20 protein-coding genes are annotated in these 23649 nt (G+C 68.2%); 1 reads left to right on the top strand and 19 read right to left on the bottom strand.

Translation table 11 applies throughout. The annotated features are described in order from the left end of the window. Nucleotides 1-22: 22 nt before the first annotated feature. Together nrdR and hisD are read right to left on the bottom strand one after the other, a co-directional pair. Nucleotides 23-499 carry a transcriptional regulator NrdR gene (gene nrdR / locus ABIE21_RS03140; protein WP_354023323.1) on the bottom strand — a complete coding sequence of 159 codons (477 nt, stop codon included), beginning with the start codon at nt 497-499 and terminating at the stop codon, nt 23-25. A 51-nt stretch (nt 500-550) separates the two neighbouring features. Continuing rightward, nucleotides 551-1861, bottom strand: coding sequence for a histidinol dehydrogenase (gene hisD, locus ABIE21_RS03135; protein ID WP_354023322.1), 1311 nt, complete (start codon nt 1859-1861; stop codon nt 551-553). An 86-nt stretch (nt 1862-1947) separates the two neighbouring features. On the opposite strand from hisD, the gene ABIE21_RS03130 reads away from it, so the two are divergent. Then, nucleotides 1948-2466: a flavin reductase family protein gene (locus ABIE21_RS03130; protein ID WP_354023321.1), complete on the top strand. Its 519-nt coding sequence runs from the start codon at nt 1948-1950 to the stop codon at nt 2464-2466. A 13-nt stretch (nt 2467-2479) separates the two neighbouring features. On the opposite strand, the gene dnaE is transcribed toward ABIE21_RS03130, so the two are convergent. The 17 genes from dnaE to ABIE21_RS03045 all read right to left on the bottom strand — a co-directional run bounded on the left by dnaE (nt 2480) and on the right by ABIE21_RS03045 (nt 23638). Further along, nucleotides 2480-6016 carry a DNA polymerase III subunit alpha gene (gene dnaE, locus ABIE21_RS03125; RefSeq protein ID WP_354023320.1) on the bottom strand — a complete coding sequence of 1179 codons (3537 nt, stop codon included), beginning with the start codon at nt 6014-6016 and terminating at the stop codon, nt 2480-2482. 48 nt (nt 6017-6064) lie between these two features. Next, complete coding sequence (locus tag ABIE21_RS03120) at nt 6065-6985, bottom strand: RluA family pseudouridine synthase (RefSeq protein WP_354023319.1); 921 nt, start codon at nt 6983-6985, stop codon at nt 6065-6067. Then, nucleotides 6985-7584: a signal peptidase II gene (gene lspA, locus ABIE21_RS03115; protein ID WP_354023318.1), complete on the bottom strand. Its 600-nt coding sequence runs from the start codon at nt 7582-7584 to the stop codon at nt 6985-6987. The genes ABIE21_RS03120 and lspA overlap by 1 nt, the downstream gene beginning before the upstream one ends. Continuing rightward, nucleotides 7568-8368, bottom strand: a complete 801-nt coding sequence (locus ABIE21_RS03110; RefSeq protein WP_354023317.1) for a DivIVA domain-containing protein — start codon at nt 8366-8368, stop codon at nt 7568-7570. Before ABIE21_RS03110 ends, lspA begins: the two co-directional genes overlap by 17 nt. A 148-nt stretch (nt 8369-8516) precedes the next feature. Next, nucleotides 8517-8813 carry a YggT family protein gene (locus ABIE21_RS03105; RefSeq protein WP_354023316.1) on the bottom strand — a complete coding sequence of 99 codons (297 nt, stop codon included), beginning with the start codon at nt 8811-8813 and terminating at the stop codon, nt 8517-8519. A gap of 49 nt (nt 8814-8862) precedes the next feature. Further along, nucleotides 8863-9375 (bottom strand): cell division protein SepF, encoded by a 513-nt coding sequence (locus ABIE21_RS03100; RefSeq protein WP_354023315.1) that lies wholly within the window; start codon nt 9373-9375, stop codon nt 8863-8865. 33 nt (nt 9376-9408) lie between these two features. After that, a complete protein-coding gene (locus ABIE21_RS03095; protein ID WP_354023314.1) occupies nt 9409-10107 on the bottom strand; it encodes a YggS family pyridoxal phosphate-dependent enzyme in 699 nt (232 codons plus the stop codon). Nucleotides 10108-10111: 4 nt separating this feature from the next. Next, nucleotides 10112-11278: a cell division protein FtsZ gene (gene ftsZ, locus ABIE21_RS03090; RefSeq protein WP_354023313.1), complete on the bottom strand. Its 1167-nt coding sequence runs from the start codon at nt 11276-11278 to the stop codon at nt 10112-10114. A gap of 225 nt (nt 11279-11503) precedes the next feature. Continuing rightward, complete coding sequence (locus ABIE21_RS03085; protein ID WP_354023312.1) at nt 11504-12457, bottom strand: FtsQ-type POTRA domain-containing protein; 954 nt, start codon at nt 12455-12457, stop codon at nt 11504-11506. A 289-nt stretch (nt 12458-12746) separates the two neighbouring features. Beyond that, the gene (gene murC / locus ABIE21_RS03080) at nt 12747-14171 is read right to left on the bottom strand and encodes a UDP-N-acetylmuramate--L-alanine ligase (protein ID WP_354023311.1); all 1425 of its coding nucleotides are present in this window, start codon (nt 14169-14171) and stop codon (nt 12747-12749) included. Nucleotides 14172-14182: 11 nt separating this feature from the next. Continuing rightward, a complete protein-coding gene (gene murG / locus ABIE21_RS03075; protein ID WP_354023310.1) occupies nt 14183-15364 on the bottom strand; it encodes an undecaprenyldiphospho-muramoylpentapeptide beta-N-acetylglucosaminyltransferase in 1182 nt (393 codons plus the stop codon). After that, a complete protein-coding gene (ftsW, locus tag ABIE21_RS03070; protein ID WP_354023309.1) occupies nt 15361-16698 on the bottom strand; it encodes a putative lipid II flippase FtsW in 1338 nt (445 codons plus the stop codon). Before ftsW ends, murG begins: the two co-directional genes overlap by 4 nt. Then, nucleotides 16643-18214: a UDP-N-acetylmuramoyl-L-alanine--D-glutamate ligase gene (murD, locus tag ABIE21_RS03065; protein WP_354023308.1), complete on the bottom strand. Its 1572-nt coding sequence runs from the start codon at nt 18212-18214 to the stop codon at nt 16643-16645. Before murD ends, ftsW begins: the two co-directional genes overlap by 56 nt. Beyond that, nucleotides 18193-19326 (bottom strand): phospho-N-acetylmuramoyl-pentapeptide-transferase, encoded by a 1134-nt coding sequence (mraY, locus tag ABIE21_RS03060; RefSeq protein WP_354023307.1) that lies wholly within the window; start codon nt 19324-19326, stop codon nt 18193-18195. Before mraY ends, murD begins: the two co-directional genes overlap by 22 nt. After that, a complete protein-coding gene (locus tag ABIE21_RS03055; RefSeq protein WP_354023306.1) occupies nt 19323-20282 on the bottom strand; it encodes a hypothetical protein in 960 nt (319 codons plus the stop codon). The genes mraY and ABIE21_RS03055 overlap by 4 nt, the downstream gene beginning before the upstream one ends. Next, nucleotides 20279-21838: a Mur ligase family protein gene (locus ABIE21_RS03050; protein WP_354023305.1), complete on the bottom strand. Its 1560-nt coding sequence runs from the start codon at nt 21836-21838 to the stop codon at nt 20279-20281. The genes ABIE21_RS03055 and ABIE21_RS03050 overlap by 4 nt, the downstream gene beginning before the upstream one ends. Nucleotides 21839-21874: 36 nt before the next feature. Next, complete coding sequence (locus ABIE21_RS03045; RefSeq protein WP_354023304.1) at nt 21875-23638, bottom strand: peptidoglycan D,D-transpeptidase FtsI family protein; 1764 nt, start codon at nt 23636-23638, stop codon at nt 21875-21877. Nucleotides 23639-23649: the final 11 nt, after the last annotated feature.

Raw genomic sequence — 23649 nt, 5'->3', positions numbered from 1 at the left:
CACGCTCCCCCGGCCCTGCTCTCTATTCGGAGACGAGCGGCGCCTGACGGGCGTCGTGGCCAACGCGCAGCAGACCGATCGCAGCCTCGAAGTCGTCGAGCGAGTCGAAGCCCTGGTAGACGCTGGCGAACCGGAGGTAGGCGACCTCGTCGAGTTCGCGCAGCGGCGGGAGGATGGCGAGGCCGATGTCGTTCGCCTCGATCTGCGCGGCACCGGTGGCACGGATCGCCTCTTCCACCCGCTGGGCGAGAACGGCGAGATCGGTGTCGGTGACGGGGCGTCCCTGGCACGCCTTGCGCACGCCGCTCACGATCTTCTCCCGGCTGAACGGTTCGACGACCCCGTTGCGCTTGATCACGCTGAGGCTCGCCGTCTCGGTGGTGCTGAAGCGGCGTCCGCACTCGGGGCACTGGCGACGACGACGGATCGACATGCCGTCATCGCTCGTTCGAGAGTCGACGACGCGGCTGTCGGGATGGCGGCAGAAGGGGCAGAACATAGTGGTCCCAGAGTACCGCGTGCGACCCCGCGAAGTGGGGAGGCTGTCCGTCTACGAGTCGGAGAACCGCGCGGTGACCGCGTCGCCGTGGGCGGGCAGGTCCTCGGCGGAGCTCAGCGCGACGATCCGCTCCCTGACCTCCTGCAGTGCGGGCCGGTCGTACTTCACGATCTGCTGCGGACGCAGGAACGTGTACGCGCCGAGGCCAGACGAGAAGTGCGACTGGCCGCCGGTGGGCAGAACGTGGTTCGACCCGGCGAGGTAGTCGCCGAGGCTCACCGGCGAGTTCTCGCCGAGGAAGATCGCGCCGGCGCTGTCGATCAGGTCGAGCACGGCCCCCGGCTCCGCGGTCTGGATCTCGAGGTGCTCTGGACCGTAGGCGTTGCTGAAGGCAGCTGCGGCCGAGAGGTCGGCGACGAGGACGATAGCCGACTGCTGCCCCGCGAGCGCCTCGGCGACGCGTGCGGCGTGGTGGGTGGATGCGGCGACGGTGACGAGCTCTTCGCGCACGCGTTCGGCGAGCTCCGGGGAGTCGGTGACGAGCACCGCCGCTGCGACCTCGTCGTGCTCGGCCTGGCTGACGAGATCGGCGGCTATCAGCCGGGCGTTGGCCGTGGCATCCGCTATGACGAGGATTTCGGTGGGCCCGGCCTCGGAATCGATCCCGGTGACACCGCGCACGAGGCGCTTGGCGGCGGCGACGTAGATGTTGCCCGGACCCGTGATGACGTGCACGGGGTCGAGGCCGATGCTCGGCACCCCGTAGGCGAAGGCGCCGACGGCTCCGGCGCCGCCCATCGCGTAGACCTCGTCGACGCCGAGCAGGCCGGCCGCGGCGAGGATGGTGGGGTGCACGGATCCGTCGAACTGCTTCTGCGCCGGGGAGGCGAGCGCGATCGACGAGACGCCGGCGACCTGTGCCGGAACGACGTTCATGACGACGCTCGACGGGTAGACGGCCTTGCCGCCTGGCACGTAGAGGCCGACGCGCTTGACCGGCTGCCAGCGCTGGATGACCTCGGCGCCCTCGCCCAGCCGGGTGACGACGGGGGTGGGCAGCTGCGCCTGCGACGCGACGGTGACCCGGCGGATGGCCTCTTCGATCGCCTCGCGCACCGCGGGGTCGAGGGCGTTCACGGCACGGCCGATCTCCTCCGCGTGGATGCGGATGCGCGCGGGGCGCACACCGTCGAGCCGTTCGGCCTGCTCGAGGAGCGCCGCCTCGCCGCGCTCGCGCACCGCGTCGATGAGGCCCTTGGCGACGTCGGTCGCGACGGAGAAGTCGCTCTGCGACCGAGGGATGAGCTCGGCGAGGTCGACACGATTAGGCTGGATGTCACGGAGGTCGATGATTTGAATCATGGCCTCACCATGTTAGTTGTGTGTCGCTGACGCCGCGTACCGGCGCCGGGGAATACCGCGAGCCCATGACCGATTGATACGTGAGTATGGACGACACAGCCCCCTCCCCCGAACACGCCGACGGGCCCGCCGACCTCGAGGCCTTCAAGCAGACGTTCCGCCGTCACGCGGCGGGCGTGGCCGCCATCACGTCGCTCGACCCGGCTGGGCGGCCGGTGGGGTTCACGGCGACGTCGCTCGCGAGTCTCGCGGCAGTGCCTCCGCTGGTCACGTTCAACATGGCGCGGATTGCCAGCGCCTGGCCGGCGATGACGGTGGGCAACTACGTCGCCATCCACACGCTCGGCCCACGATCGCAGCACCAGGCGCAGAAGCTCGCGGCCGACAACGCGGTGCGTTTCGTCGGCGACCACTGGGCGCCGGGTCCGCACGGGGTGCCCGTGCTCAAGGACGTCACCGCGTGGATGGTCGGCCGGATCATCGAGGTGCACCCGGTGCACAACAACGCCGTCGTGATCGTGCAGATCGAGACGGGCGCGCTCGGCGAGCACGACGACGCGCTGCTCTACCACGAGCGTGCCTACATGAAGCCGAGCGAGCTCTAGCCGCGGCCCGAACTCACACGAGGCAGCCGGGGCCGAGCAGGCTCTTCAGCTCGCCGAAGAAGTCGCCGGTGGTCTGCACCGCGTACGGCAGCTCGTAGATGCGTCCGACGTCGCCCTTGGTCAGGCGCAGGCGCACCTCGCCGTCTCCCTTGTGGCGCAGGAACATCTCGCGCAGAGCCCGGATCGTCGGCGGCGTCGCCCGGGTGTCGGGAAGCGAGATCATGATCGACCCGGCGACACCGCCCTGGCCGAGCTCGGGCACCATGAGGCTCGAGCCGTGCAGGTTCATGCCGTCGTCGCGCATGCTCACGCGCCCGCGGATGACCACGACGGAGTCGTTGACGAGCTCGGGGGCGAACTCCTGGTACGCCTTGCCGAGGAACATCACATCGATCTGCGCGCCGAAATCCTCCACCGAGATGATGCCGTACTGGTTGCCCGAGTTCTTGGCCACGCGGTGCTGAACGCTCGTGATCAGCCCGGCGACCGTGACGTGTTCTCCGTCGCCGGCGACCTCGCCCGCGAGGAGGTCGGTGATGGTCGCGCTCGCGTGCTTGGCGAGGGCGACCTCGAGGCCTGCCAGCGGATGGTCGGAGACGTAGAGCCCGAGCATCTCGCGCTCGAACGCGAGCTTGTCGCGCTTGGCCCACTCGGGCCGGTCGGGCACTTTGGACGTCTCCTGCGGTTCGTCGAAGAGGCTGTCGAAGTCGAATCCCGCCTGGCCGGTGGCCTCGGTGCGCTTGACGTTGACCGAGCCGTCGACCGCGTCTTCGTGGATCTCGAGGAGGGCGCGCCGGGTGGACCCGAGGGAGTCGAACGCCCCGGCCTTGATCAGCGACTCGACCGTGCGCTTGTTCGTGACCTGCAGCGGCACCTTGGCGAGGAAGTCGTGGAACGACTCGAAGCGGCCCTTGCTCTCGCGGGCGACGCGGATGCCCTCGACGACGTTGGCTCCGACGTTGCGCACCGCTCCGAGGCCGAAGCGGATGTCGCCGATGCCGTCTCCGTCGCTCGGCACGGCGGTGAAGTCGACGAACGACTCGTTGACGTCGGGGGCGAGCACCTTGATGCCCATGCGGCGGCACTCGTTGAGGTACATGCCGAGCTTGTCCTTGGAGTCGCCGACGCTGGTGAGCAGCGCGGCCATGTACTCCGCAGGGAAGTTCGCCTTGAGGTAGGCGGTCCAGTAGCTGAGCACGCCGTAGCCGGCGGAGTGCGCCTTGTTGAAGGCGTAGTCGGCGAAGGGCATCAGGGTGTCCCAGAGCACCTTGACCGCTGCGGCGCTGTAGCCGTTGGCGACCATTCCGCCCTCGAAGTCGGCGAACTGCTTGTCGAGCTCGCTCTTCTTCTTCTTTCCCATCGCGCGGCGCAGCACGTCGGCCTGGCCGAGGGAGAATCCCGCCACCTTCTGGGCGACGAACATCACCTGCTCCTGGTAGACGATGAGGCCGTAGGTTATGCCGAGGCTCTCCTCCAGCGGCTCCGCCAGCTCGGGGTGGATCGGCACGATCTCCTGCAGGCCGTTCTTGCGCAGGGCGTAGTTCGTGTGCGAGTTCATGCCCATGGGACCCGGGCGGTAGAGCGCGATGACGGCGGAGATGTCTTCGAAGTTGGTGGGCTTGAGCTGCTTGAGCAGCGCGCGCATCGGTCCGCCGTCGAGCTGGAACACGCCGAGGGTGTCTCCGCGCGCGAGCAGGTCGTACGTCTTCTGGTCGGCGTCGAGGTCGAGGTCTTCGATGACGAGCTTCGAGCCCGTGTTCTTCTCGATCATGCGCAGCGCGTCTTCGATGATGGTGAGGTTGCGCAGCCCCAGGAAGTCCATCTTGATCAGGCCGAGGTCTTCCAGCGGCGGCTGGTCGAACTGGGTGATGATCGCGCCGTCGTCTTCGCGCTTCATGATCGGGAGCACATCGAGCAGCGGTTCGGCGGAGAGGATGACGCCGGCGGCGTGCACGCCCCACTGGCGCTTGAGGTTCTCGATTCCGAGGGCCGTCTCGAAGACCTTCGCGGCCTCCATGTCGGTCTCGATGACCGCGCGGATGTCGCTCGCCTCTTTCCAGCGAGGCGCATCCTTGTTCATGATGTCGCCGAGGGCGATGTCCTTGCCCATGATGGCCGGCGGCATGGCCTTCGTCAGCTTCTCGCCGACCGAGTACGGCATGCCGAGCACTCGCGAGGAGTCTTTCAGCGCCTGCTTGGCCTTGATGGTTCCGTAGGTCACGATCTGCGCCACGCGGTCGTCGCCGTACTTGTCGGTGACGTAGCGGATGACCTCGGGGCGGCGGCGGTCGTCGAAGTCGACGTCGACGTCGGGCATGGACACGCGCTCGGGGTTGAGGAAGCGCTCGAAGATCAGGCCGTGAGCGATCGGGTCGAGCTCGGTGATTCCCATCGCGTAGCTGGCCATGGAGCCGGCGGCGGATCCTCGGCCGGGTCCGACTCGGATGCCCTGCTGCTTTGCCCAGGTGATGAAGTCGGCGACGACGAGGAAGTAGCCGGGGAACCCCATCTGCTTGATGACGTCGACCTCGTACTTGGCCTGGGCGAGGTGGGCTTCGGATGGCGCGTTGTGGAAGCGCCGCATCATGCCGGCGGCGACCTCCTTCTCGAACCAGCTCGCCTCGGTCTCGCCCTCCGGCACCGGGAAGCGGGGCATGAGGTTGCGGTGCTCGAAGTTGACCTCGCAGCGCTCGGCGATGAGCAGCGTGTTGTCGCAGGCCTCGGGGTGGTCGCGGAACAGGTGCCGCATCTGGGCCGCGGACTTGAGGTAGAACTCGTCGGAGTCGAACTTGAACCGGTTCGGGTCGTCGAGCGTCGACGCCGACTGCACGCACAGCAGAGCCGCGTGCGCCGTGGCGTCGTGGGCGTGGGTGTAGTGGAGGTCGTTTGTGGCCACGAGGGGCAGGTTGAGGTCTTTCGCGAGGCGGAAGAGGTCTTCCATCGTGCGCTTCTCGATGTCGATACCGTGGTCCATCACCTCGGCGAAGAAATTGCCCTCGCCGAAGATGTCCCTGAAGTCGGCTGCGGCCTTGAGCGCCTCGTCGTACTGCCCGAGACGCAACCGTGTCTGGACTTCTCCACCGACGCATCCGGTCGTCGCAATGATGCCCTTGGAGTATCTGCTGAGCAGTTCGCGGTCCATGCGCGGCTTGAAGTAGAAGCCCTCGATCGAGGCGAGGGACGACAGGCGGAACAGGTTGTGCATGCCCTCGTTGTTCTCCGACAGCAGCGTCATGTGCGTGTAGGAGCCGGAGCCGCCGACGTCGTCCTGGTTCTGGTGCTGGCCGCCCCAGCGCACGCGGGTGCGGTCGCCGCGAGCCGTGCCGGGGGTGATGTAGGCCTCGGTGCCGATGATCGGCTTGACGCCGTTGGCGGTGGCCTGCTTCCAGAAGTCGTAGGCGCCGAACATGTTGCCGTGGTCGGTCATGGCGATGGCGGGCATGCCTTCTTCGGCGGCCGCCTTCATCAGCGGGCCGACGCGCGCGGCTCCGTCGAGCATCGAGTACTCGCTGTGAACGTGCAGGTGAACGAATGAATCGTTACTGGGCAAAGCAACTCCGACTAGAGAAAGAGAACAGGCGACCGGAAGGAGTTAAGCCTAAGCCTCACGGAGGACATCGAGGGCGTGCTGCAGGTCGTCCGGGTAGCGCGTCTCGAAACGGACTCGCTCGCCGCTCGACGGGTGGGTGAACTCGAGCTTCATGGCGTGCAGCCACTGCCGTGAGAGCCCCAGGCGCGCGCTGATGGTGGGGTCTGCGCCGTACATGGCGTCGCCGACACACGGGTGGCGCTGGGCAGCCATGTGCACGCGGATCTGGTGAGTGCGCCCCGTCTCGAGATGCACCTCCAGCAGAGATGCGTACGGGAATGCCTCGAGCGTCTCGTAGTGCGTCACCGAGGGCTTGCCGTCAGCGGTGATCGCGAACTTCCACGAGCTGCCGGGGTGCCGGCCGATGGGCGCGTCGATGGTGCCGGAGAGCGGGTCGGGGTGGCCCTGCACGACCGCGTGGTAGATCTTGGTGACCTCGCGGTCGTGGAACTGTCGCTTGAGCTCGGTGTAGGCGCGCTCCGACTTTGCGACGACCATCAGTCCGCTCGTGCCCACATCGAGACGGTGCACGATGCCCGCGCGCTCGGTGGCACCCGAGGTCGAGACGCGGAAGCCGGCGCCCGCGAGGGCTCCGAGAACGGTGGGACCGGTCCAGCCGACCGAGGGGTGGGCGGCGACGCCGACGGGCTTGTCGATCACCACGAAGTCGTCGTCGTCGTAGACGATCGCGAGGTCGCTGACGATCACAGGAACGACCTCGGGCGCGTGCTTGTCTTCCCAGTTGACTTCGAGCCAGACGTCGGCGAGCAGTCGGTCGGACTTGCCCAGCACGACGCCGTCGGCGGTGACTCCCCCTGCCTCTGCGACCTCCGCCGCGAACGTGCGCGAGAAACCGAGAAGCTTGGCGAGAGCCGAGTCGACGCGCTGTCCGACGAGTCCGTCGGGGACGGGCATGCTGCGGGTCTCCACTATGCGGCGTCCTTGGTCGGGTTCTGCGGCTCGCTCGGCGACTCGACGGTCTCGTCGGGCGTGCCGTCGGTCGCCGGCTTGCCCGAGAGCGGGATGCCGCGCACGGTGAGGATGATGAAGATTCCCATGCTCGCGACGATCGCCATGTCGGCGACGTTGAAGATGGCCGGGAAGTACTGCACCTGGATGAAGTCGATCACGTGGCCGACGCCGAAGCCCGGCTCGCGGAAGAGCCGGTCGGTCAGGTTGCCGAGGTTGCCTCCGAGCAGCAGTCCGAAGAGCGCGGCCCAGGCGAGCGAGCGGATGCGCGGGGCGAAGACGACGATGAAGATCGCGACGGCGCTGGCGATGATCGCGAAGATCCAGGTGCTGCCGCTGCCGAGGGAGAAGGCCGCCCCGGCGTTCTTCACGAAGTAGAACTGAAGGAACTGTCCGATGACCTCGACGGGCTCGCGCTCCGTGAGGTTCTCGACGACGAGAAACTTGGTGAACTGGTCTAGGGCGTACACGCACACAGCAACGATGGCCAGTACGACGAGAGCCAGAATCCTGACTCTCGGCGCACTGGCCGTCGTGGCGGTGCTAGTTGGTTCCGGCAAAGCCCGTGTAGTTCGGCGCGGCGGCGGAGGACCCGTAGGACTGTGCCGGCGTCGCGGGGGTCTCGGTGCCGATCACGTTGTTCGAGTCGAGCTCGCGCAACTGGCCCTCGATGTAGCTCTTCAGCTTGAGGCGGTACTCGCGCTCGAAGTTGCGAAGGTCTTCGACCTTGCCCTCGAGCTGCTGGCGCTCGGCCTCGAGCTGCTGGCGCTCGGCCTCGAGGGTGGAGAGCTGGGCACGGGCGGCTGCCTCGGCCTCCTGAGCGGCGGCGCGCTGAGCGGCCTCCGCCTCGGATACGACGCGGGCTGCCTCTTCGTGACCCTCGGCGATCAGAGCGTCGCGCTTCTCGACGCCCTCACGCACGTGCTCCTCGTGCAGTCGGCGAGCCAGCTGCAGGAGGTTGTTGGTGTTGTTGGGGTCGACGTCGGCGGCGGGAGCCGTGAACGGCACGGCTGCCGGCGGTGCGGCGGGGGCTGCGGCGAACGCCGGTGCCGGCTGGCTGGTCTCGGGGGCCGGCGTGGGCTCGACGGGCTGTGAGATGAAGCTCGGCGCGGGAGCGGCGGGAGCGGAGTTCGCCGGTGCGGAGCCCGCGCTGCGCTGCAGCTCGTTGATGCGCGAGTCGCTCGCGATCAGGCGCTGGCGAAGCTCTTCGTTCTCCTGATTGAGGCGGCGGAGCTCGACAACTACCTCATCGAGGAAATCGTCGACCTCGTCCTGGTCGTAGCCTTCGCGAAACTTGGTCGGTTGGAACCGCTTGTTGACTACGTCTTCGGGAGTCAAAGCCATATCCGTCACCTCTAACACTTTCTTGAACTGAACGTAACGTTTAGCTAACGCTACCAAGTAATTCTCTACTGCAACTCAGCCGGACCGGTGCCCGCTGATCTGTCATTCCGCACGTGATCGACTCGTCCAGCGTACATGGGGTCGGCTGTTAGATGAATCCCGCGGCGATGTAGCTGAGGATGATTGCCGCGATGAGCACGATGCTCCAGGAAAAGTCGATGACTACTCCCCCGGCGCGAAGCGGAGGCACGATGCGGCGGACCGCCTTCACGGGCGGATCGGTGATCGTGTAGACGAGTTCCGCCAACACGAGCACGATTCCGCGAGGCTTCCACTGGCGAGCCAGCATGGCCACGAGGTCGAGGATGAAGCGCGCCCACATGACCACGACGAAGAGGTTGAGCGCCACGACGATGATCGTCGCGACGATGGAGACGCCGTTCACAGGCTCGTCACCGGGGAGCCGCTCGACGGACGGGGTCTGATGCCGGAAGTCACTGCTGGGAGAAGAAGGAGGCTTCGACGTCGGTCTCGGCTTCCGCGTGGTCGCCGCTGACGACGACGTGCGCGGGAGACAGCAGGAACACCTTGCCGGTGACGCGCTCGATCTTGCCGTACAGGCCCTGCGAGAGGCCGCTCGCGAAGTCGACGAGTCGACGCGCGTCGGGCTCGCTCATCTGCGACAGGTTGATGATGACCGGGATTCCCTCGCGGAAGGTCTCGGCGATCACCTGGGCGTCCTTGTAGTGCGTGGGGTGCACCGTGAGGATCTCGTTCATTTCAGCTGGTCCTGCCTGGCGCGCCGCGGTGGGGCGGCGCAGCGGGGTTACGGGAGCGCGGGTCTGGGCCGGCGCGCTGCTCTGGGTGGCGCTCGGTGCGTGGGCGCTCTGAGACGCCTCACGCTGTGTTGCGGGCTGGGCGGGTGCACTCGGCTGCGCAGCTTCGTAGTCGTATTCTTCGTCGGCGAGGCCCAGGTAAACCATGGTCTTGCGCAGTGGGTTGGCCATTGTGATCCTCCGTGTATAGCTCCTGCAGCCAGATTAACCGGCGAGGGGGCGGTTTCCCGTGATTGCCGTGCCTATCCGAAGGTGTGTCGCGCCCTCGAGCACGGCTTCGCGGTAGTCGCCCGACATGCCCATCGAGAGTGCGGTGGCCTCCGGCGCCACAGTCCGCAGGCGCTCCCCCAGGAGGCGAACGGCCTCGAATGCCGCTCGTGGCTCGACGTCGAGCGGCGCGACGGCCATGAGGCCGCGAAGACGGATGCCGTCGGTCGCGAGGACGGATTCGGCGAACGCGTCGAGGTCGCCGGGTCGCACCCCGCCGCGGGCGGTGTCGTCGGTGAGATTGACCTGGATGAAGCCGTCGAGGGTGGTGCGGGGATCGCGTGAGGCGAGGGCCGAGCCGAGCGCCGTGACGAGGGAGAGACGGTCGAGCGAGTGCACAGCGGTCGCGAAGCCCGAGACCAGCCGCGCCTTCTTGCTCTGCAGCTGGCCGATGAAGTGCCAGCGCAGCTCGAGATCGGCGAGCTCGGCCGATTTCTCGCTGGCCTCTTGCTGGCGGTTCTCGCCCACGTCGACGACACCCAGGCCCGCGAGCTCGCGCACGAGGGTCGCCGGGTGGAACTTGGTCACGACGATCGTCGTGACGTCTGCCGGGTCGCGCCCGGCCTCGCGCACGGCGTCGGCTATCCCGGCCTCGACACGCGCCAGCCTCTCGGCCAGCGCGCCGTCGCCTGCCACCGTGTTACTTGAGGAAGTCGGGGATGTCGAGGTCGTTGCTCTCGTCATCGTCGAACGTGCGGTCGGCCTGGGCGGTCGCGACGGCTTCCGGCTCGGGTGTCCACGCGGCGGCGGGAGCTGCTGCTGCGGCGGCGGTTGCCGCGGGGGCGACCTGTCCGGTCTCGCTGCCGGCGGCAGGGTTGACGAAATTCGTGCGCTTGGTCTCGACGACCTTCTGCACGGGCTCTCCCCCGTCGAATCCCGCGGCGATGACCGTGACGCGGACCTCGTCACCGAGGGTGTCGTCGATGACGGCACCGAAGATGATGTTCGCCTCCGGGTGCACCGCCTCCTGAATGAGACGCGCGGCGTCGTTGATCTCGAAGATACCGAGGTTCGACCCGCCCTGGATCGAGATGAGCACGCCGTGCGCGCCGTCGATGCTGGCTTCGAGGAGGGGCGAGGCTACGGCGAGTTCTGCTGCCTTGATCGAGCGGTCGGCACCGCGCGCGGAGCCGATGCCCATAAGCGCCGAACCGGCACCCTGCATGACCGACTTGACGTCGGCGAAGTCGAGGTTGATCAGGCCGGGGGTCGTGATCAGGTCGGTGATGCCCTGGACGCCGGCGAGCAGCACCTGGTCGGCGGTGGCGAAGGCCTCCATCATGCTGATGCCGCGGTCGCTGATCTCCAGCAGGCGGTCGTTCGGCACGACGATGAGGGTGTCGACCTCGTTCTTGAGGCTGGCGACACCGATCTCGGCCTGCGAGGAACGGCGCTTGCCCTCGAAGCCGAACGGCTTCGTGACGACACCGATGGTGAGCGCGCCGATGGACTTGGCGATACGGGCCACGACGGGAGCGCCACCGGTTCCGGTTCCGCCGCCCTCGCCCGCGGTGACGAACACCATGTCCGCGCCGGCGAGTGCCTCTTCGATCTCTTCTGCGTGGTCCTCGGCGGCACGACGGCCGACCTCGGGGTCAGCGCCCGCGCCGAGGCCGCGGGTGAGTTCGCGACCGACGTCGAGTTTGACGTCGGCGTCGCTCATCAGGAGCGCCTGGGCGTCCGTGTTGATGGCGATGAATTCAACGCCCCGCAGACCGAGTTCGATCATGCGGTTGACGGCGTTGACGCCGCCGCCGCCTATGCCGACGACCTTGATCACGGCTAGGTAGTTTTGGTTCGATGTCACGTCCGGCCTCCGCTGGCAAAATATACTGCTGAAAAAAATTGTCGTGTCCACACTCGGTGTGGCGAAACTCTCAACCTCTAGTTGAGGTCTAAAGTTATACTCATTTTAGATTTACTGCTCTGAGGGTAGGTCGGCAGTCCGCGCGCGCGCCGCAGAAATTCCAGCGTGTCGAAAGATATCCGCCGAACAACCGAATCGTTCTCGCCCTCGTGCGCGCCACCGGGCTCACCGCGGGGTGACGACGACGCTTCCGGGCGCCGAGACGTCGTACTCGAGCAGCCTGTCTGCGTCCTGGTTCGGCACCATCGCCGCGAGTGTGCGCGCCTTGTACTCCGAGTTCTCGGAGCTGCCCCACACCACCGACTGCCCGACTCCGCGGAGCACGAACGACACGTCGTCCTTCGTGGTCGCGGTGATCGTGTCGACCTGGGCGAGCAGCGGCGCCGGAAGTGCCAACAGCACCTCGACGACGGAGGCGTAGGCGGCGCTATCGGCGTCCTGGTCGCCGATGTTGATGAGCGGCACGTCCGGCGGCCGGGTGGGGCTCGACTGCACGACGATGCCCGCCGGGTCGAGCAGGTCGAACTGGACCCCGTTCACGACGGCTCCGACCGGTGCGCGCTCCACGACGTGGATGAGCAGCGTGCCGGGAGGGACGACCTCGGTGACGTAGCTGCGGATGAGCGGGAACTTCGCGAGCTGCTTCGTGATCGTGTCGTAGTCGATGAGCGCGACCGGTGTGCCCAGCTGCGACTCGACGGCTTTGGTCACCTCTGCGGCGTCGACGCGGGCGGTTCCGTCGACGGTGACCGTGCGCAGCGCGAGGAGCGGTGAGTAGACCGCGACGGCGAGGATGATCCCCAGCACGACGACCACACCGGAGACCGTGAGCCAGGCGGTTCGGCGGGCGCGCGACCGGCGGGTGAAGCGCTTGACCTCCCCCTTCTCGAACCTGCGGCGCTCGCGCGCGGCGCGGGCCAGTTCGCGGCGCGCGTCACGCTCGGTGACGACGGCGGGTGCGACGACCCGCGGCGCGCGCTCCGCACGCTTGGCGCTCTTCGCCGGCACGCTCTTCGCCGGCGCTACGGGCTCTGGCGCCTTCGCGCTGCCGGGCAGCACGGGACGACGCGGCGCACCGGGAGCGTTCGGTCGGCGCTGAGCCGAGCCGGGCTGCGCCATCGGCGACTGTGCCGACGAGGACGGGCCCACGCCGGTGGGACGGGCGGGAGTGGGGCGCGCGGATGCGGCGGGGCCGGTCGGCCTCGCCGCTGACTGCTTCTCGGCAGCCGGTGGCACGGCAGCCGGTGGCACGGCAGCCGGCGGCACAGGAGACCGCGGGGCCGCGGGCGGCGGCACCGGAGACGGCGGCGTCTGCTGCGTGCGGGGTCGGCGCGCCGCCCTGTCCTTGCCGGTATCTGGTGCGCCCGGCTTGGGAGGGTCGAATCCTTCCGGCCTCTTCACGGCGGTGCTAGTCGCCGGTCGTGGCGACGGTCGCGCCGAGCGACGCGAGCACCTGCGGCACGATGCGGTAGACGTCGCCGCAGCTGAGCGTCATGATGATGTCGCCCTCCCGCGCGATCTCGGCCGCGCGGTCGGCGGCGGCCTGCCAGTCGGGCAGGTAGTCGACATGGGTCTGGTCGGCGAACCGATCCGACACCAGCGCACCGGTGACTCCCTCGATGGGGTCTTCACGCGCGCCGAACACGTCGAGCACGATCGTCTGGTCGGCGAGCTCCTCGTACACGCGGGCGAAGTCGCCGGCCATGAGTTGGGTGCGACTGTAGAGGTGCGGCTGGTGGATGGCGATGAGGCGTCCCTCGCCGACGACGCTCCGCGCGGCGGACAGCGCTGCGGCGACCTCGGTCGGGTGGTGGGCGTAGTCGTCGTAGACACTCACTCCACGCACGACCCCGTGCAGCTCGAACCGGCGTTCCGTACCGCCGAACCGCTCGATGCCGGCGAGCACCCGTTCGGGGTCGAAACCGAGACCCACGAGCACGGCGAAGGCGCCGGCCGCGTTGAGGGCGTTGTGCACACCGGGCACGCGCAGCCGCGCGGCGTAGTCGGCGCCCTGCCACGACACGACGAACGAGACCGGGCCGTCGGCGACGACGGAGTGGATACGCACATCGGCCGCGTCGTCGGTTCCGAATGTGAGGATGCGGGGGGATCCGTCGGCGCGCTCACGCAGCGACGCCGTGACACGCACGGCTCCGGCGTCGTCGCTCGAGACGACGACGAGCTCGCTCGCCTTGCCGGAGAACTCGACGAACGCCTCGTCGAACGCCTCGTGCGACCCGTAGTGGTCGAGGTGGTCGGCGTCGACGTTGGTGACGAGCGCGACCGAGGTGTCGTACAGCAGGAACGACTTGTCCGACTCGTCGGCCTCGACGACGAACAGGTCGCCGGTGCCGCGGGCGGCGCTCGTGCCGATGGACTGGATGACGCCGCCGTTGACGAAGCTGGGGTCCTCTCCGAGTTCGAGCAGCGCAGTGACGATCATGCCGGTCGAGGTGGTCTTGCCGTGGGCGCCTGCCACGGCGATGAGGCGCTGGCCGCTGATCAGCCAGGCGAGGGCCTGCGAACGGTGGAGTAGCGGGATGCCTCGCTCGACCGCGAGCAGGTATTCCGGGTTGTCGGGCCAGAGGGCGCCCGTGAAGACCAGGGCGTCGGCGTCGCCGAGGTTCGCCGCATCGTGACCGATCGTGACGGTCGCGCCGAGCGCGCGCAGGGCCTCGGTGTTGTGGTTCTCGCTGCGGTCGGATCCGGTCACGGTATGGCCGGCGCTGAGGAAGAGGCGGGCGATGCCGCTCATCCCGGAGCCGCCGATGCCGACGAAGTGGACGGTGCCGAGTGCGCCGGGCAGGGGCTGGGTGAAGTCAGGAAAGATCATTGGTCTCGATTTTACCGCTCGGTGTCGTGGGGGTGCTCGGGGTCGTCTGGGTGCCCGGTGTCGTTGGAGTGTTCGGAGGCATCGGTCGACGCAGGCTCTTCGGTCGTCGCGGTGACCGGGGTCTCCGCGACGGCGCGGTCGACCAGGTCGACCATGCGGTCGGCCCCGTCGAGGACTCCGACGCCGGTGACGCGCGCCGCCATCTCGGCGATGAGCGCGCGGTCCTGCAGCAGGGGTACGAGGCTCTGCAGCACCCAGTCCGGCGTGAACTCCGCGTCGGAGACGAGCAGGGCTCCCCCGGCGGCCACGGCGTCCTTGGCGTTGAATCGCTGTTCGCCGTTGCCGACCGGGTAGGGGATGTAGACCGCGGGAACGCCGATCGCCGAGAACTCGCTCACCGTGGCGGAGCCCGCCCGCGAGACGGCGAGGTCTGCGACGGCGATCGCGAGCTCCATGCGGTTGCAGTAGGGCAGCAGCCGGTAGCCGGCGAGCCCCGGATCGGTGATCTGCGACTTCTCCCCCGCGATGTGCACGACCTGCCACCCGGCGCCGAGGATGAGGGCGATCGCGTTCGACACGGTCTCGTTGATGTGACGCGCGCCGCTGGAACCGCCCGTGACGAGCAGGGTGGGTTTCGACGGGTCGAGGTCGAAGTACGCGATGGCGGCGGCACGTTCGGCGCGGCGGTCGAGTCGCTCCACCTCGCTGCGCAGCGGCATGCCGACGAGGGTGGCGTGGGCAAGTCGCGTCGATGAGAACGCGACGCCCACGTACTTCGTGATGCGGCTGCCCAGGCGGTTCGCGATGCCCGGCTTGGCGTTCGCCTCGTGGACGACGAGCGGCACCTTCTCTCGCCACGCGGCGAGGTAGGCGGGTGCGGACGCGTAGCCGCCGAAACCGACGACCACGTCGACGCCGCGGTCGCGGATCATCTGGCGGGTATCGGCGACCGCGTCGCGCAGGGCGACGGGGAAGCGCACGGCGGCACGGCCGAGCCGGCGCGGGAACGGCAGCCGGGCGACGGTGAGCAGTTCGTAGCCGCGTTCGGGTACGAGTCTGGCCTCGAGGCCCTCGCGGGTTCCGATGACCAGCACCGTGGCATCCGGATGTCTCTCCCTGATGCGGTCGGCGGTCGCGAGCAGGGGGTTCACGTGGCCGGCTGTGCCGCCGCCCGCGAGGAGGTATGTGGTCACCGTTGGCGTCTTTCTGGCGCGCCGCGTGCTGGCTGGCGCGTTCTCTGGGCGGAGGCGAGGCGTGAGCGCTGCGCCGGAGACTGGTCGAATGAGGCGTCGTCGACGCTCGCCGGTTCGCGCGCGAACGACAGCACGACGCCGATGGCGAGGAGGGTGGAGATGAGGGCGGAGCCTCCGGCGGAGATGAGGGGCAGCGGAACGCCGAGCACCGGCAGCACCCCGAGCACCACGGCGATGTTGACGAGCGCCTGGCCGACGATCCAGATGCCGACGCCGGCGGTGACGATGCGAGCGAAGGCGTCGGTGCTCGAACGGATGATGCGCACGAACGAGATCGCGAGCACGATGAACAGCACGAGCACGACGACGGCGCCGATGAGCCCGAGTTCTTCGCCGATGATCGCGAAGATGTAGTCGTTGTCGGCCTCCGGCAGCCACGACCATTTGGCCTTGGAGTTGCCGAGTCCGACGCCGAACACGCCCCCTGAGGCGAGCGCCCAGGTGCCGTGCGTCGGCTGCCAGCAGAAACCCTCGTACTGTTCGGCGGTGCAGCCGTAGAGCCAGGCGTTGATGCGGTCGGTGCGTGACGAGCTCGCGAAGGCGATGATGAGGCCGAAGAACGCGAGTACGGCGACGGCGACGCCGATGAACTTGATCCTGACGCCGGCGAAGTAGAGCCCGCCGAGCACGATCGAGAGCATGATCACGGCGGTGCCGAGGTCGTTTCCGATGAGCACGAGGCCGATCGCGAGCCCCGCGACGGGGCCGATCGGGATGAGCACGTGCTTCCAGTCGTCGAGCAGGCCCTCCTTCGACGTGAGGATGAAGGCGATCCAGACGATGATGGCGAGCTTCAGCAGCTCCGAAGGCTGCGCGCTGAACGAGCCGAAGTTGATCCAGTTGCGGTTGCCGCCGTACTCGTAGCCGAGCGGGCTGAACACGAGCAGCTGCAGGCCGAGGCCCACGAAGATCGCGGGCCAGGCCCAGCGCTTCCAGAAGGTGATCGGCATGCGGGAGGCCACGAGCATAAACGGCACACCGATGAGCGCGTACAGGCCCTGCCGGGAGAACGACGCGAAGAAGTCGTCGCTCTCGAGGTGCGACTCGACCGACGACGACGACAGCACCATCACCAGCCCGAAGGCGACGAGGAAGACCGTCGTGCCGAGCAGCAGGAAGAAGTTCGGCGTCTCGGCGGCGAACAGCTTGCGCACGCCGACGACGACCGTGCTCTTGACCGCGCCCTTGGTATCCGAGGACTTGGGCGCCGGGGGCTGTCTAGGCGGAGGGGGCTGCGGTCCCCGGTTCGTGCCCGGATTGCGTGTCGTCGTCATCCGCTGCACCTCCTGTGTCGTTGTTCGCTGCTATCTGGTCGAGAACCGCGGCGGCGAAGCGCCTGCCCCGATCCCCGTAGTCGGCGAACTGGTCCATCGACGCCGCCGCCGGCGCGAGCAGGACCGTGTCGCCCGGGCGGGCGATCGTGGCCGAGACACGCACGACTTCGGGCATTACCCGTTCAGTCTCGGTCGCCTCGACCTCAAAGACCGGAAGCGAGGGCGCGTGTCGCGCGAATGCCTCCCTGAGCATCTGCCGGTCGGTGCCGATGATGATGGCCGCGGCCAGCCTCGGCGTGTGACGGGCGACGAGGTCGTTCACATCGACGCCCTTGAGCAGACCTCCCACGACCCACACCACGCGGTCGAACGCGCTCAGCGCGGCGTCGGCGGCGTGCGGGTTCGTGGCCTTCGAGTCGTCGATCCAGGCGATGCCGTCGCTCTCGAGCACCGTCTCGGTGCGGTGGTGGTCGATGCGGAACGTCGCGAGGGCGTCGCGGACGACCGCGGGGGCGACTCCGAACGCGCGGACGAGGGCGGATGCCGCGAGCACGTTGGACACGGAGTGGGGGGCGGCGAGTCCGGCGGCTGCGAGCTCGCCTCGCGTGGTCAGTTCGAAGGCCGAATTGCGACGGTCGTCGTGGAAGGCCCGGTCGATGATGATCCCGTCGACCAGCCCGAGGTCGCTCGGACCGGGCGCGCTCAGACCGAAGCCGATGGCGCGGCAGCCGTCGACGACGTCGGCCTCTTCGACCATGTGTCTCGTGGCCTCGTCGGCGAGGTTGTAGACGCACGCCACGCGGGTGTTGTCGTAGACCTTGCCCTTCGCCGCCGCGTAGGCGTCTGAGGTGCCGTGCCAGTCGATGTGGTCGTCGGCGAGGTTGAGGCAGACGCTCGCGAAGGGGAAGAGCGAGCCCTCGGAGGTCTGGTTGATCCAGTGCAGCTGGTAGCTCGAGAGTTCGACGACGAGCACGTCGAAGCCGATCGGGTCGCGCACGGCGTCGAGCACGGGCACGCCGATGTTGCCTACTGCCGCCGCACGGTGGCCTGCGGCGACGAGCAGGTGGGTGGCGAGCTGCACGGTCGTGGTCTTTCCGTTGGTGCCGGTGACGGTAATCCACTCGGCTGCACGCACCTTGTCGCGAACCCGCCAGGCCAGCTCTATGTCGCCCCACACCGGGATGCCCTGCTCGGCCGCCCAGAGGAGCACCGTGTGGTCGGGATGGAAGCCGGGCGAGACGATGATCAGTTCGGCGTCGAAGTCGGCGAGGCGCGGGGGCACACTGTCGAGTCCTGGCTGCTCGACGAGCTCGGCGCCGATGACGCCGAGCAGATCGGCGTGCTCCTCGGGCGCCTTGGCCGCGACGACGAGCACGGTGGCGCCGAGTTCGACCAGGGTGTCGGCTGCGGCGAAGCCGGTCATGCCGAGGCCGAGCACGGCGACGCGCAGGCCCTTCCAGTCGGAATGCCAGCTCGTGAGGGTGGTGAGGTCGGTCACGGTCGCGCTGTCGCCCATTCGAGGTAGAAGATTCCGACGCCGGCGGCGACGAAGAGGCCGGCGATGATCCAGAATCGCACGACAACGGTGATCTCGGCCCAGCCCTTGAGCTCGAAGTGGTGGTGCAGCGGGCTCATCAGGAAGATGCGTTTGCCCTTGGTGAGCTTGAAGTAGATGCGCTGCAGGATCACCGAGCCGGTGACGATGAGGAAGAGGCCGCCGATGAAGACGAGGAGGATGTCGGTGCGGGTGAGGATGGCGAGGGCGGCGAGTGCTCCGCCGAGGCCGAGAGAGCCCGTGTCGCCCATGAAGATCTGAGCGGGGCTGGTGTTCCACCAGAGGAAGCCGATGAGGCTTCCCACGATGCAGGCGGCGATGACCGCGAGATCGAGCGGGTCGCGCACCTGGTAGCACCGCGAATAGTTCTCGGCGCTCTCGATGACGCTGGGGTTGAAGCACGACTGGTTGTTCTGCCAGAAGCCGATGAAGATGTACGAGGTGATGGCGAGGATCGAGGCGCCGGTGGCGAGGCCGTCGAGACCGTCGGCGACGTTGACGCCGTTCGAGGCGCTCACGACGATGACGATCGACCAGAGCGCGAACAGGATGCCGCCGGCGATGAGACCGAAGGTGGCGAAGTCGAGCCACGCGATGTCGCGCACGAACGAGATGTAGGTGTGCTGCACGTCGTCGATGATCGTTGAGACCGGGGTGAGGTTGTTCTCGTCCGGGAAGTTCAGCGCGATGGCGGCGAAGATCGCGGCGACGATGACCTGGCCGAGGATCTTCGACCACCCGCCGAGCCCGAGGCTGCGCTGGTTGCGGGTCTTCAGGAAGTCGTCGAGGAATCCGACGGCGCCGAGCCCGACCATGAGGAACATCACGAGGAAGGCGACGAGCGTGAAGGGATCGCCCGCGATGAGGTGCCCGACGAAGTAGCCGAGGACGGCGCCGATGATGAAGACGATTCCGCCCATCGTGGGCGTTCCGCGCTTGGCGTGGTGCGACTTCGGACCGTCGTCGCGGATGAACTGGCCCCAGCCGATGCGGTTGAAGAGCTTGATGAAGAGCGGGGTGGTGAGGAGGGTGAAGATGAGCGAGAAGCCCGCACCCGTCAGCAGTGCGATCATGCGATTACCGTGCGCTTTCCGCCGGTGGCGGCGATCCGGTCACCGAGGTCGCCGAGCGCCGTTGACGCCGCCGACTTCACGAGGACAACCGTGGTGGTGCGATGGAGGGAAAGCTCGGTCTCATTCAGCAAATCGTATGCCTGATCGGCGGTGTCGACGAGCACCGACTCCCCGTCCCACGAACCTTCGAGGCTCGCGGCGTTGTGGATGTGCCTGGCCGACTGGCCGACGACGATGAGGCGCGACACGTTGAGCCTGACGACGAGTCGACCGATGCGGTCGTGCTCGTCGCGCGACTCGATCGCGTCGGTGCCGGGCGCGAGGTCGAGGTCGCCGAGAACCGCGACGGACCGTGTGCCGTCGATCGTGAGCTGGGCGAGTGCCTTGAGGGCGTCGGCGGTCGAGCGGGGCGAACCGTCGGCGGAGTCGTTGATCACGACGAGGTCGTCGGTCGGGCGCGTGACCTGCATGTCCCACCGGGCGGCCCGGTCGACGCGGTCGAGTGCCCGAACGGCCGTGTCGACGTCGACGCCGGCGTCGGATGCCACGGTGAGGGCTGCGAGGGCGACCGGGACGATCGACTCCCCCAGGATCCCGACGCGCACGCGGGTTCCGCCGGTCGTGAAGGTCGTGCCGGAGAGCGAGGACTCGATCTGGTCTGCACGAACGTCGGCAGAGCCGCCGATGCCGAACCCGACGAACCGGGCGGCTGTCTGCGCCGTCGCGGAGACGACGGCCGCGTCATCCGCGTAGCCGTAGACGACGGTGCCCGAGGGAAGCGCGGCCAGCCGCTCCGCCAGTCCGGGCTCGTCGCCGAGGACCACGACGGCGTCGGGGGCCGTGTGGTGGGGGGTCATCGCGTCGAGCGACGCGAATTCGTGGGGCACGTCGCTCAGCAGCGCGGCCAGCAGGACGCGGGCCGTATCGCCGCGGCGTCCGGCGACAGCGATGATCACGGTCGACCGGCTTCGTCCCAGCCGGCTTCGCGCAGGGCGGAGCGGGCCTCCTCACGGGCGGAGTACGGGGTGCGCACACCCTCGATGTCACGGTAGTCCTGGTGCCCCGGACCCGCCCAGAGGATCGAGTCGCCCTCGCGTGCGAGGGAGACGGCGACGCGGATCGCCTTCTCGGGCGGGCTCACCTCGTGCAGCTCGGCCGGGTGCTCGGCGAGGGCCGCGCCCTCGACGAGAGTCGCGCGAATCGACGCCGCGTTCTCGAAACGAGGGTGGTGGTCGGTGATGACGAGGATGTCGGAGCCCTCGGATGCGACCCGCGCCATCTCGTGCCGTTTGGTCGCGTCGCGGTCGCCGTCGGCGCCGAACACCATGATGACCTTGCCAGGAGTGAAGGTGCGCACGGCGGCGAGGGTGTTGAGGAAGGCGTCTGGGCTGTGGCCGAAGTCGACGAAGACGCTCGGGCCCGTGTCGCCCGAGACACGCTCGGTGCGGCCGGGGAGGTACGCGTCGATGCCGCCGTGGGTTTCGAGCGCCTGGCCGATGGCCTCGAGCTCGAATCCGGCCTCGACGAGCATCACGATCGCGAGTGCGCCGTTCGCCGCCATGTGGCGTCCGATGATCGGTACACGGCTCGACAGCGTGCGGCCCTCGGGTCCGGTGAGGGTGAACGCGGTGTATGCGGCCTCCTCGGCAGTGATCTCGACGTTCCACTCCCCCACGACGCCGGGCGTCGACGAGATGGTGGTGAGCGGGATGCGCGATTCGTCGACGACCCGCTGGCCGTACGGCGAGTCGAGCGAGACGACGCCGCGCTTGCCGCGGTCGGGCTGGAAGAGCGGCAGCTTCGCCTGGAAGTACTCCTCCATGTCGGCGTAGTCGTCGAGGTGGTCGTGGCTGAGGTTGGTGAACGCGACGACGTCGAACAGCAGGCCGTCGACGCGGTTGCGGCTCAGCGCCTGGGCGCTCACCTCGATCACCACGGCGCGCACCTCGCTCTCGCGCATGCGGGCCAACAGCGCGTGCATCTCGCTCGCCTCGGGCGTGGTGAGGCGGCTGACGACGGTGAGGTCGCCGATGTGACGCTCCGCGGTGGAGCTGAGGCCGGTGACCAGGCCGAGCTGGCGCAGGATGCCCTCCAGGAGGTACGACGTCGACGTCTTGCCGTTGGTGCCCGTGGTGCCGAACAGCAGCGGCGGATGTTCGTTGGTGCGGTACACCCACGCGGAGATCTCGCCGAGCGCTTCGCGCGGCGACTCGACGATCAGGATGGGAAGACCGGTGGGCGCGGCGAGCTCTGCGCCCGCGGCATCCGTCAGCACGGCGACTGCGCCGCCCTCTTTCGCTCGTTCCGCGTAGCTCGCGCCGTGGCTGTGCGCCCCGGGCATGCCGACGTAGAGGTCGCCGGGGTGCAGGTCGCCGGTGCTCAGGGTCACTCCGCGGATCTCGACGTGGTCGAGCGAGCCGCGGTAGTCGAGACCGAACTCGCTCACCAGCTCGGCGAGAGATCGGGCCGACGGATGCTCCGGTCGAAGTACCGGGGGGATCCTGGCGGTCACGCGGTTCTCATTTCTGCAGGTGTGCGATGCGGTCTCTCACCACGTGAGAGGCATCTGCGGGGACGGTTCGTCTGACGGCTCGATCCGGAACGACTTGATCACCTGGGTTGTGATCTTCTTGAACGTCGTCGAGACCGCGCTGGATGTCTTCATCGTATCCGGCTTGGCGAAAGTGACGACAATCGCGTACTCCGGCGCCTCGGCGGGAACGAGACCTGCTATAGAGACGATTCGGTCGCTGCCGTAGCCGTTGCCGTTGGCCACTTCGGCGGTTCCGGTCTTCGCCGCGACCCGGTAGCCGGGGATGCTGAGCTCCTGGCTCAGGCCGCCCTGGCTGACGACGTTCTCCATCATCGCCACCGTCTGGGCGGCGGCGGAGGCGGAGACGACCTGGGTCGACTCGGTCGACGGGGTGCCGGTGACGGTGCCGTCTGCCCACTCGCAGCCCTCGACGAGCGTGAGCGGAACGTGCACGCCGCCGTTGCCCAGGGCCTGGTACGCCGATGCCATCTGCACGGAGGTGGTGGTCATGCCCTGGCCGAACTGCACGGCGTAGTTGGTGACGGCGTCCCAGTTCTGGGTCGCCGGGATGTCGCCGCGAGACTCCCCCTGGAAGTCGACGGCCGTCTTCTCGTTGAGGCCGAACCTCAGCATGTAGTCGCGACGCTTCTCCTTGTCGGAGAGCTTGTCGACGAGGTACGAGATGCCGGTGTTCGACGAGTTCGTCAGCACCCCGGTGGCCGTGTACGGGATGTCTGCGTGCGCCCAGGCGTCCTTGATCGACTGCCCGTCGCCGAGGTCGCGTCGGCCCGGGGCGGTGACCTGGGTGAGCGGCTCGATGACGCCGGCGTCGAGGAGGGATGCCACGGTGAGCGACTTCATCGTCGAGCCGGGTTCGAACGGCGAGCTGAACGCGCGGGATCCCCAGTCGTAACGGGTCACGCCTTCGACATTGTTCGGGTCGACGGAGGGGTAGTCGGCCACGGCCATGAGGTGGCCGTCGCGCACCCGCACCACCGTGATGGTTCCCCAGTCGGCGCCGAGCTCGATCGCGCGCTGCGCGAGGCTCTGCTGCGCGTACCACTGCAGGTCGCTGTCGATGGTGAGCTTGAGCGTGCCGCCGTCTTTGGCTTCCTTCGCTGTGACGGTGCTGCCGGGGATACGGATGCCGTCGGCACCGCGCTCGTAGGTGGCGGAGCCGTTGACGTTGCCGACACAATGGTTCTGCGTCCGCTCGAGACCGTTCTGCGGGCCGTCGGCGCCGATGAAGCCGACGAGGTTTCCGGCGACGGCGCCGTTGGGGTAGGTGCGGCTCGGGTGCAGTACGTCGTAGGTCCACGGGATCTTGAGGGCGCGCACGTCGCCCAGCTGCTCGAGGGTCACGGATTTCGCCACGTACGCGAAGTTCGACTTCGGGTTCTCGGTGAGCGCCTTCGTTATCTCGGCGACGCTCGCTCCGGTGGCGGTTGCGAGTTCGGCGATCGCGTCGGACACGGTCACGGTCACCTTGCTCTTGCCGTCTTTCTGCAGCCGCTCGAATTCGTCGACGAGGAGGGGCGAGGCGGTGATGTCGAATCTGTCGACGCTGTCGGCGAGCACGTTGCCGTTCGTGTCGACGATGTTGCCGCGTGCGCCGTACGTCGTCTGGCTCACCGACCGCTTGCTGAGCGACTCGGTGTTCAGCTCGGCGGCCCGCACGACCTGGATGTCGACGAGACGCACCACGAAGACCGCGACGACAGCGAAGATCACGAGGACCGCGATTCCGACTCTGCGCTTGTTCCTACGAGCATCGTTCACTGAGTCGGTTC

The sequence above is a fragment of the Conyzicola nivalis genome (assembly GCF_040548875.1).
Lineage (GTDB): Bacteria > Actinomycetota > Actinomycetes > Actinomycetales > Microbacteriaceae > Conyzicola > Conyzicola nivalis_A.
This window is presented reverse-complemented; position numbering and strand designations above follow the sequence as displayed.

Bases quoted from the DNA above. Each gene is read 5' to 3' on its own strand.
- ftsW (WP_354023309.1), bottom strand. From the start codon at position 16,698: ATGACGACGACACGCAATCCGGGCACGAACCGGGGACCGCAGCCCCCT.
- murD (WP_354023308.1), bottom strand. From the start codon at position 18,214: ATGGGCGACAGCGCGACCGTGACCGACCTCACCACCCTCACGAGCTGG.
- ABIE21_RS03085 (WP_354023312.1), bottom strand. From the start codon at position 12,457: ATGGCGCAGCCCGGCTCGGCTCAGCGCCGACCGAACGCTCCCGGTGCG.
- ABIE21_RS03110 (WP_354023317.1), bottom strand. From the start codon at position 8,368: ATGGCTTTGACTCCCGAAGACGTAGTCAACAAGCGGTTCCAACCGACC.
- murC (WP_354023311.1), bottom strand. From the start codon at position 14,171: ATGATCTTTCCTGACTTCACCCAGCCCCTGCCCGGCGCACTCGGCACC.
- mraY (WP_354023307.1), bottom strand. From the start codon at position 19,326: ATGATCGCACTGCTGACGGGTGCGGGCTTCTCGCTCATCTTCACCCTC.
- nrdR (WP_354023323.1), bottom strand. From the start codon at position 499: ATGTTCTGCCCCTTCTGCCGCCATCCCGACAGCCGCGTCGTCGACTCT.
- ABIE21_RS03130 (WP_354023321.1), top strand. From the start codon at position 1,948: ATGGACGACACAGCCCCCTCCCCCGAACACGCCGACGGGCCCGCCGAC.
- ABIE21_RS03100 (WP_354023315.1), bottom strand. From the start codon at position 9,375: ATGGCCAACCCACTGCGCAAGACCATGGTTTACCTGGGCCTCGCCGAC.
- hisD (WP_354023322.1), bottom strand. From the start codon at position 1,861: ATGATTCAAATCATCGACCTCCGTGACATCCAGCCTAATCGTGTCGAC.